Source organism: Chitinivorax sp. B (assembly GCF_005503445.1).
Taxonomy (GTDB): Bacteria; Pseudomonadota; Gammaproteobacteria; order Burkholderiales; family SCOH01; genus Chitinivorax.
Map to the genome: position 1 here is coordinate 1 of NZ_SCOH01000078.1, position 9255 is coordinate 9255.

Sequence of the window (9255 nt, forward strand, 5' to 3'; positions counted from 1 at the left end):
TGTGCGGAGTGTGTCCAATAAGTTGTCAAACCGCATGGAATATTACCAAGGTGCAAATATGATTTTAAATATTGCAAATGGCAATGTGACATGCAAGATCATTTATACATCAGCAAATTGTGATGGTCATTCTGGCTGTGTTAGCTGGGTGAAGTGACAGGCTGATTGAATAATCTGGTTCGGATATATAAAGTACGGATACCGCAAGGCATAAGCGAAATATGCCTCACGGCGGTGCGGAAGTGATTCAGTGTTAGCAAGCTGTATCGTTGGCCGGTGTCCACAACGTTGGGGTGGTTGCAGGGTTCCAATTGGCGCCAATATGGGCAGTATGGGTAACCAATGCCCGGTAATGTTTGCCATCAAAGCTCACAACCATGCCTGTGGTGTAGGTAGTCTCCTCTGCCCATATGGCACAAGCCGGTGTTGGTACGGGCGTTGGTGTCGGATTTTGGATACCGCAACTGCTGATGCGTTTCCAGACGCCCCATTCGCCGGATTGGGCCGGGTTGTCACCCTGTGTCCACCATTTGGCTTCATAGATGACCCCGTTGTATGACACGCGTTGCCCACCGGTATACACCTTGTTGGCTTGCCAAGCGGTTTCGTTGCAACTTGGTGTTGGGGTAGGAGTGGGCGTGGGTGTTGGAGTACCGACTGCGCCGCCTACCACATCCCAGATGGTTTTCATCAGTGAGGTATCGTCGTTGGTATCCTGTGAGATTTCCCAGAACATGATGCCCCCTGCTTCTTGCAATGCCAACTGCGATTTCGCGCGGATGGTGGGTTGGCCGTTGTAATCCAAGCCACCAGCATCATCACGTTGTGCCGCCCAGGCACCATAACGGGCAATGATGTCACGATAAGCTACCCAGTTGGTGTGGGAATAGAACGGGACGCCCAGTACCGCTTTATCTTTGGGCAAGCCTTCATTGTTCTTCCAGGCGCGTAAGGCATCTTGTGCGGCAGCATAAGTGGAATGGGGCGTGCCCAGGTCGTAAACCATCAGGTTCAGGAAATCGACACTGGCGATGACGGTGCTGTTGATGCTGCCGGGCCAGTCGCTGGCGGTGACAGCGGCGGTGAGCAATTTGCCACGTGTATGCAGTTGGTTGCCCAACTCCTGCATCAATTGAGTGTAACCAGCAACTTCGCCGCCATCTGGATACTCCCAATCGATATCGACGCCATCCAACTGGTATTGCGAAACGAAATTCAACAGGTTCTGCACAAAGCGGCTGCGTGCTCCGCTATCAGCGGCAATGGCCCGGAAGGCAGAATCGTCGCCATTGTTCCATCCACCCACGGCGATCAGTACTTTCACCCCATTGGCGTGTGCTTTCTGGACCAGGGTTTGCAGCCGGCCGGGGCCGCCTTCCAATGCTTGCAGATCACCAGTGGGTGTCGGTAATGCAAAGGAGTAGTTGATGTGTGTGACCTTTTTGTAGTCGATGGTGTTCACATCACCTTGCCAGGTCGGGAAGTAACCGACCACCTTGAAGCCAGCCCATACGCTGCTGGCGGACAATGCTGTGGTGATGGCCATGGCAATCAGACCGGACTTGAATACACGAGAGACAGGTTTGGACTTCATGTAAACGTTTCCTTTCGTTGAGCTGCCACGACGGCCCAGTCAACACAGCCGACAGGATGTTACGAGCACGCTGGTATGATGTGCTTGTTCACCATGATGCGTTGGTGATCCTGCCGAAGATTGATCAGCCTGAGTGGGCGGTTACAGTTGGTGGTACGTCGAATAGAAACTGGCGTAGTCGTTATCAGGTTGGAAATTGATGAACGACATGGTCACGCTGGGTTCCAGCCCTTCTACGTAATGCCAGCAGCCAACGGGCAGGAACAGGATTTCACCTGGTGACAGTGTGCATTCCAGCACTTGTGCGTGACGCATTTGCGGGAAGCGCGCGTAGTCGATTGCGCCGCCGTCTACTTCGGTGAAACAGTGCAGATGGTTATACATGTTGGCGACTTCACAGGCCGGTACCAGCAGTACACGCTTGCTGCCCATCACTTGTGCCATGAAGTTGTTGGTCAAATCGTGGTGGAAGGGGGTCAGGGTGCCGGCTGGGCCAAACCAGAAGAAGCCATCATCTGGTGATTGGGTATTGAGGTATTCTGGGATGACACGGATGTCCGCCCATAGGTCCCGCAATGCTGTCTTGTTCTGCGAGCTGTTGTTGGCAGTCATGTAGAAGTCGTTGGTCTTACCAGCGCCTTCGACCATATTGACGTAGTCGGCAAACCGCATTGGTTGTTTGTGTTGCGTGCAGTTGATTTCGTACTGTGCATCCTGATTGCGGCCGGTTTGCACCTCTACTTCACGGTCACCGAAATGCTGACGGAAGTAGTCGAAATTCCATTTTTGCATGGCAGGCCAATCTTCCATCATGCCAGTGATGATGACAGGCCGATTGGCAAAATAATACTGTTGGTAAAACTCATCCCGCGTCAGCTTGTGCCGGCGTTCGATCATATTGTTGCCAGGGCGCTGCTGATTCAATTTGCGATAGATGTCGAGCACCCATTCCCGCTTACGTAGCCGGTTTTGCAATCGCTCCAGGCTTTGCCGTGCGCCGGTCAGGTAAGGGCTTTCCATGGCGGCCATCACTTCCTGCTGTGCCATTTGCTGCGAATAGCCGTTGTTGACCAAGGTACCCACAACCGCTTCGGGTGGGATGTTCAACATCAGGTTTTCGGCTATCCAACGACGCCAGTCATCGCTCATCGAGAGTTTACTGCGCATGGCGTAGGCAACGTGTTGCATGGGTGATCTTCCTTTGTGGTCGCGGGCTATTTTTGTGTTGCTGACAAAAACCTTCTAATGATGTTGCCGATAACCAGCAACGTTTCGTCAGGTTTTGTTGATGGCACCTTAGTGTAGTGTTTCACTTTTCTTGAGACATAAAAGTGTGTCCTTCACGCCGACTCGTCGTTGCAAATCCTCGCCATAGCTCGCTATGGCTGTGGTTTGCGCCTCGATTCGTCGTGAAGTCCATCACTTTTATCAGTCGCAATCTACGTGAAACACTACACTAGTTATGCGGCCAGGTTGCGAAGGTTGTTCGAAACCCGGCCGTGTACCTGATCAGTCCGTCACGGTTTGTAGAGAAGGTGACGGATTAAATGCCCGCTTATGCTATCAGCATTTGCCGGGGCCAGCCAGTTCCCACAAGGTTGGCGATGCTGCTGGGTTCCAACCTGTCCCAACATAGGCGGTGTGGTTCACCAGAGCACGGTATTGCTTACCTTGGTAATTGACCAACGTGCCACTGCTGTAGGTTTTGCCTTCCGTCCATGTGGTGCAACCCGGGGTAGGTGTTGGCGTTGGGGTCGGAGTAGGTGTGGGTATTGGTGTCGGTGTCGGTGTTGTGGTACCGCAGTTACCTACACGTTTCCAAACACCCCATTCGCCAGACTGACTAGGATTTTCCCCTTTGGTCCACCACTTGGCTTCATACACACCGCCGTTGTATGACACACGCTGGCCACCGTTGTAAGCAGTACCGCTGTTCCAGGCTGCTGTAGTGCAACCAGGGGTGGGTGTTGGAGTCGGAGTCGGTGTTGGCGTAGGTGTCGGGGTGGGTGTTGGTGTAGGCGTTGGGGTCGGAGTGGGTGTAGGTGTCCCATTCACGCCCAATTCCGCTGCCAGTGTTTTCAGCAATGAAGTATTGCCTGCGCCTTTCACGTCACCAGACATGTCCCAGAACATTCCACCTGCCAAGCCCTTGGACTTGATGTAGTTGGTCTTGATCTTCAGCGATTGCTGGTCTTCGTAGCTGATCACAACGCCGGTGCTGGGGTTGTACATCCATGGTACTTGCGCCTCGGCATCCCAATGGCGCTTGAAGCCGTTGTTCAGTTTGTTCAGCAGATCCCAATAGTCATACACGCCGTTTTCCCATGTGCCTTGGGGCGGGTTGGCTGCAGTCGGCTGAAACAGGCCGTTGTTCTCGTTCTTGGTGGCAGTCCAGCCACGACCATAGAATGGGATACCGACAACCAGTTTGGTCGCAGGGGCGCCAGCTTTCAGCAGATTGTTGATGGCGGCATCAACGTTGTAATTGTCGCGCAAGGGTGCTGGGCTGGGGTCACGGCTGCTGCGGTACAGCGGGGCGTGGTGGTTACTGGTTTGTTCCCACCCACCGTGGAAGTCATAGGTCATGACGTTGACGAAGTCGACGGCTGCCATGAACTGCGGTACTTCCAGATTGGCAATTTTGTCGTGGCCTGCGCCCAGTGCCGCGGTCAATAGGTACTTCTTGCCGTCCTTGCCGCCTTGTGCATTCATTTCGGCGCGTAGCGCCTGCATCAGTAGGGTGTAGTTGTGCTTATCTTCAGGGCGGTTGCTGTTGTCAGGTAAGCCGCCGCCAACGGGGTATTCCCAGTCGATGTCGACACCATCAAAGCCATACTTGGCAGCAAATTCCACGCAGGATTTGGCAAAGGTCTTGCGGCCAGCGTCGGTGGCGGCGACATTCGAGAAGTGCTTGGACCATGTCCAGCCGCCAACCGAAATCAATGTTTTTAAATGTGGGTACTTCTGTTTCAGCTTATTCAATTGATTGAAGTTGCCACGGAACGGCTGGCTGCCATCCCAGGTATCGCCAGGGTAGGCTTTGTCGATATCGGCATAGGTGTCGCCCGAAATACATTTGCCATCGCTGGAGATGTTCACGAAGGCGTAGTTGATGTGAGTGAGCTTGTCTGCCGGAATGTCGGTCGGCTGGAAGTTGCGGCCATAAATTCCCCACTGGGTGAAATAACCAACGACCTTGTGATTGCCGGCAGGTGCGGCATAAGCGGTGGATACCGCCAGTGCGCATTGTGACAGGGTAGCGGCCACGGCAACGGCCTTGAGCATACGTTTCATGTGTTGCGGTCCTTTCCGTTTCGATCAAGTACCCCGGCCTAGACCGGGGTGGCCTATCGGCTGGTTGATTACTGCTTCATGGCCGGCAGGTTCGGCTGCTCGGCACGGGTGGCATAGGTATTGCCGCCAAAGCTCACGGTGTAATTGGATGGCCCTGAGATCGGCAGGTAGTACACGAAGCTGATATCGGTCGATTCGCCCGGTGCCAGCGTCTTCCAGCCCGGCAACTTGACGGATACGCGGTGGTAGTCACCTTTCAATCCGCCAATGTTGTTGCCGTTGTGGCCGCTTTGGATCACAGTCAGGCCATAGCCGGATTGGTCTTTGGCGTTGGCCGGTGCGCTGGTCGGCATATCGAACTGGAATTCGGTACCGCCAGGCAATGTCGCGTTGGAACGGTTGGTCACACGCAAAGTCGGGCTGATCGGGAAGTTGCTGTCACCCAGCGGGTAACCCAACAGTTCGAACCCAACGTCAATCGCCGATGCTGGCAGCGCCCGTGTGCTGCGTTTATTGGCATAAGGTGAGGTGTTGGCAAATGCGCTGGCAAAAGTGCTGGTCAATTTGTTGCCGATGAAGTATTCGCCTTTGCCCCCGTTGCGGCTTGGGTGCCAGTCATAGTCACCGGCCAGTTCCCAGAACATCACACCACCGATGCCATTGCTGGCGATCCACTGCGCTTTCTTCTGGACCGACTGCTCGTCTTCGGTCGATAGGAACACCTGCTTCTGAGGATTCCACAGCCAAGGCGCAACCAGGGTCGCATCGTAATAACGGGTGTAGGTGCCGTTCAGACGATCTTCCGGGTCACTGTCCGGGGTCAGGCCGTAGGCGCTGATATAGCTGCCAGCCAATCCTTTTTCCAGGTTCTTGGCGTGCCACATCGGGTTGGAACCGGCGCCCAATTCTCGACCCTGCTCGTCTTTGTCGTGCCAGATGTTGTCGATACCCCGCGCGCCATCACCACAACTGGTCAGGCCGGTTGGGCAGTTGCTACCCGCTGCGCGGCCCCACAGGCCATTGGTACCACCGGCAACATTCTTCCAGCCACGGGTGTAATACGGCACGCCGATGTTGATACGACCTGCCTGCATGGCGCCGCGGAAGTAGTGATAAGCCCAGTCGGTGTTCAGATAGCCGATGCCACCATATTGCGGGGTGTTATACACATTCCACTTGGCCAGCTCGGCGTCTTTGCCATCGTCGAACAGTGCGGCATTAGGGCCGACGAACTCGTTCCATGCACCATGCAGGTCATAGCTCATGATGTTGACGTAATCCAGATACTGCAGTGCCTGGAAATTTTCCATACCACGCAGCAGGTAGCCGGACGACGGTGAAGCGACGGTCAGCATGTAGTGTTTCTTGCTGGCTGCACCAGCGGCATCCAGTTTTTCACGCAGTGCCTTCATCAGTGCGACATAGCTGCGGTTCAGGCCGGCGCGGCGTGCGTTGGCGGTTGCCCAGTCGGCCGGATTGCCGGCGTCTTTCATGGAGGTTGGGTATTCATAGTCGATATCCACCCCATCAAAGCCATATTGCTTCAGGAAGGCCACGACGGAATCCGCAAAGGTATTGATGCCGGCCTGATTCACGCTGCCGTCGGCATGGGTGGTCATGGTGTAGAAGCCACCGCTGTCCACACGTTTGCCATCGGCACCGAAATAGCCACCAGTCTCGGCCCAGCCACCGACCGAAATCAATGTCTTCACATGGGGGTATTTCTTTTTGAACTTGTTCAGTTGGTTGAAGTGGCCTTTGTAGGGGAAGGCCGCATCCATCTCGGCGCCTGCAACGCCTTGCCAATCCATACCGGTGGCCGCGTTCTTCGCGTCGCCCGGTTTGCCGATGGAGATACGGTTGTTACCGTCCACATGGGCGAAGGCATAGTTGATATGGGTGATCTTGTCCCAGGGAATATCTTTGGCCAGATAAGCCGGGGCGCCATCTTTGCCGGTACGCCAGCCCGTGAAATAGCCAATGATGCGGCGCTTGGCCGCACCCATCTTTTCGCGGCCTTCGGTGTCATACACCGAGCAATAAGGCACATCGACACCTGGGGTGCGATACAGGCCTTCGGGCCGACAGCGTTCATTGCCACCTGGTGTGGGTGTTGGCGTGGGTGTATTGACCGGTTTCAGCTGGAAGGTCTGGTTTGCACTGCCGTTGCAGGTGTTTTGCATCAGCTGTGCGCCATCGGCTGTGCCGCTGACTTCCAGGCACAAATTGCTGTGTGCTGCACGGATGGCGACCTGATTGCCGTTCTTCTTGAACAGGAACTGCTGGTGTCTGCCGCCGTTGTAAGCCCACTGTGTCACAGGGGTGTTCGGCGTGGTTTTACGGCCGGTGACATCCAGGGCTTTACCGCTCAGCCCGTTGACGAGTCGATAGATGCCAGTACCGGTGGCACTGATGTCAAAGGCTTGTGCGGTACTGTTATTGCAGCTGGTTTGGGCCACTTTGGCACCATTGGCCGTGCCGGTAGCAACGACACATTTGCTGCTGCCCGCCACCACCAAGCTGAAACGTCCTTCTGCGATGACATCACCACCGGGCATGGGTGTGGGTGTTGGCGTAGGGGTTGGGGTGGGAACTGGCGTGGGAGTCGGCGTTGGCGTCGGAGTTGGCGTACCGCCGGAACTACCCAGGTCTTGCCACAGGGTGGCGGTGTCGGCCGGGTTCCAGTTGGCGCCTACATAGGCGGTATGGGTGACCAGGCAGCGATAATCATGCCCCTTGTAACTAACGACCGTACCCGCGTTGTAGGTATTGCCTTCCTGCCAGGCGGATGCCGCGACAGCGGATTGTTGGGTCGGACCGGCAGCATAGGCTGCGGTGACAGCCAGTGCGCATTGACTGACCATCGATACGATGGCCAGTGCACGCATGGTGGCTTTGAACGTCATACAAAGCTCCTGTTCATATATTGAATCGGTGCGGTACCAGTGAAAGTAGCGAGGAGATAGGGTGTGTTCCCTGTGCCTGAAAGCCGGCTTTAATCCGCGATTAGCATGCATTCTTGGCCTATGTGACATGCCATGTGAATACGTAAATTTACGTATCCACTTACATACCACTTATCATCTGCATGATTATTAAGAAGAAAAAATTATTTAAATGACATGCGCACAAGGCCATGCAAGTGATTGATCTGCTTGATTCAGAAAAAAACGGGGCGATAAACGCCCCGTTTAAGCTTGGCTTGAAGTGGGTTTATTTCAGCTTGATATCCCAGCCTTTTTCGACGCACTTCTCGTAATCGCCTGGAATCAGCGCGCTGTAAGCGGTCTGGTAGTTGACCAACATGCATTTGTATTCCTGGCCTGCGTGCCAATCCTTTTCCCAAGAGATCGACAGCGAACCGGCACCATTGCGGTCAAATGGTCGCTGAGTGGCGCAAGATAGTTGCTCGCCAGCGATGTTCACGCCGAACTCACGTGCGAATTCCTTGTAATAGGAAATACGATTGGCTGCTTGTGGCTTGTCCGTGCCCGAATTGCACTCGATACCACCATTGATGATCATGATGGTGGAAGCAAATGAATTGGTTGCACCATTCGCCTGGTCTGCTGCGTTCGGTTTCCAGGTGCCATCCAGTACGTGCAGCATGGAAGGTTTCGGTGGCTGCGGATAGACAAAGAAGAAGGTGGCGGAAGCCAAGTTCAACCATGTACTGGCGACCAGATCCGGCTCGTCCAGTAAGTTGCGGACGCTACCGAACATGATTTGCGAGAACGGGCCGTAGTTGAAGTTGTACGACAACTGTTTGGCGCCGCGGCCAAAGTACTTCTTCCAGCTACCATCCGGGTTTTTGCCGCATGGCCAGGTTTCCGAAATCCAGTCTTTGGCTGAGCATTCCGAATTGTAGCCGCAACCCGGACCGGTCTCGGTGCAACCGGATTCACGCAGGTAAACCAAGCCCTGACGCCATTGTGGAACGGGATCGTTCGGTACGTGGCCGCCGGTTTCCTGTGCAAAGTGGGCGAACATGGTGGCCAACGAGCGGGCACAAATGGCATCGGCATTCCGGCCATCGCTGTAATCGCCACACACCGCCGGGAACTTGGCTACTGCCTGCAGGAAACGGGTATAGCTGTAAGTGCTTTCACGCTGCGGGAACAGGAAGTCCCACTTGCTGGCAGCCAGCAGACGCTCCACACGCTTCACGTTGGATGGGTTGCTGGCTTTGCCCGGCGCCACTGCATTGACGACCTCGTTGGATGCAGTCTGGATGGATGCCTTGATGGTACGGAACAGCGCGTTATTGGTGAGCTCCGCTTCTGTTGCCCGGGCTTGTTCGCGGGTGGGTACGCCGGGTGCCGGAGTCGGTGTTGGGGTTGGTGTGGGTGTAGGTGTCGGTGTTGGAG

At 55.0% G+C, this 9255-nt stretch carries 5 protein-coding genes and 1 pseudogene; all 6 read right to left on the bottom strand.

What is annotated here, in order from left to right; all coding sequences use genetic code 11:
- Window positions 1–253: 253 nt before the first annotated feature.
- Entirely contained in the window at window positions 254–1594 is a 1341-nt protein-coding gene (locus tag FFS57_RS25440) for a glycosyl hydrolase family 18 protein (protein ID WP_171014178.1), read from the bottom strand.
- Between the two features lie 141 nt (window positions 1595–1735).
- Window positions 1736–2782 carry a cupin-like domain-containing protein gene (locus FFS57_RS23730; RefSeq protein WP_249384144.1) on the bottom strand — a complete coding sequence of 349 codons (1047 nt, stop codon included), beginning with the start codon at window positions 2780–2782 and terminating at the stop codon, window positions 1736–1738.
- A gap of 375 nt (window positions 2783–3157) precedes the next feature.
- Window positions 3158–4888 carry a glycosyl hydrolase family 18 protein gene (locus FFS57_RS26135; RefSeq protein ID WP_137940310.1) on the bottom strand — a complete coding sequence of 577 codons (1731 nt, stop codon included), beginning with the start codon at window positions 4886–4888 and terminating at the stop codon, window positions 3158–3160.
- 68 nt (window positions 4889–4956) lie between these two features.
- Complete coding sequence (locus FFS57_RS23740) at window positions 4957–7446, bottom strand: chitinase C-terminal domain-containing protein (RefSeq protein WP_502705940.1); 2490 nt, start codon at window positions 7444–7446, stop codon at window positions 4957–4959.
- A 153-nt stretch (window positions 7447–7599) separates the two neighbouring features.
- Window positions 7600–7923 (bottom strand): annotated as a pseudogene (locus FFS57_RS26325) (carbohydrate-binding protein); the annotation flags it as partial.
- Window positions 7924–8101: 178 nt separating this feature from the next.
- On the bottom strand, window positions 8102–9255 hold a 1154-nt coding region (locus FFS57_RS23745; RefSeq protein ID WP_249384145.1), incomplete at its 5' end, for a chitinase.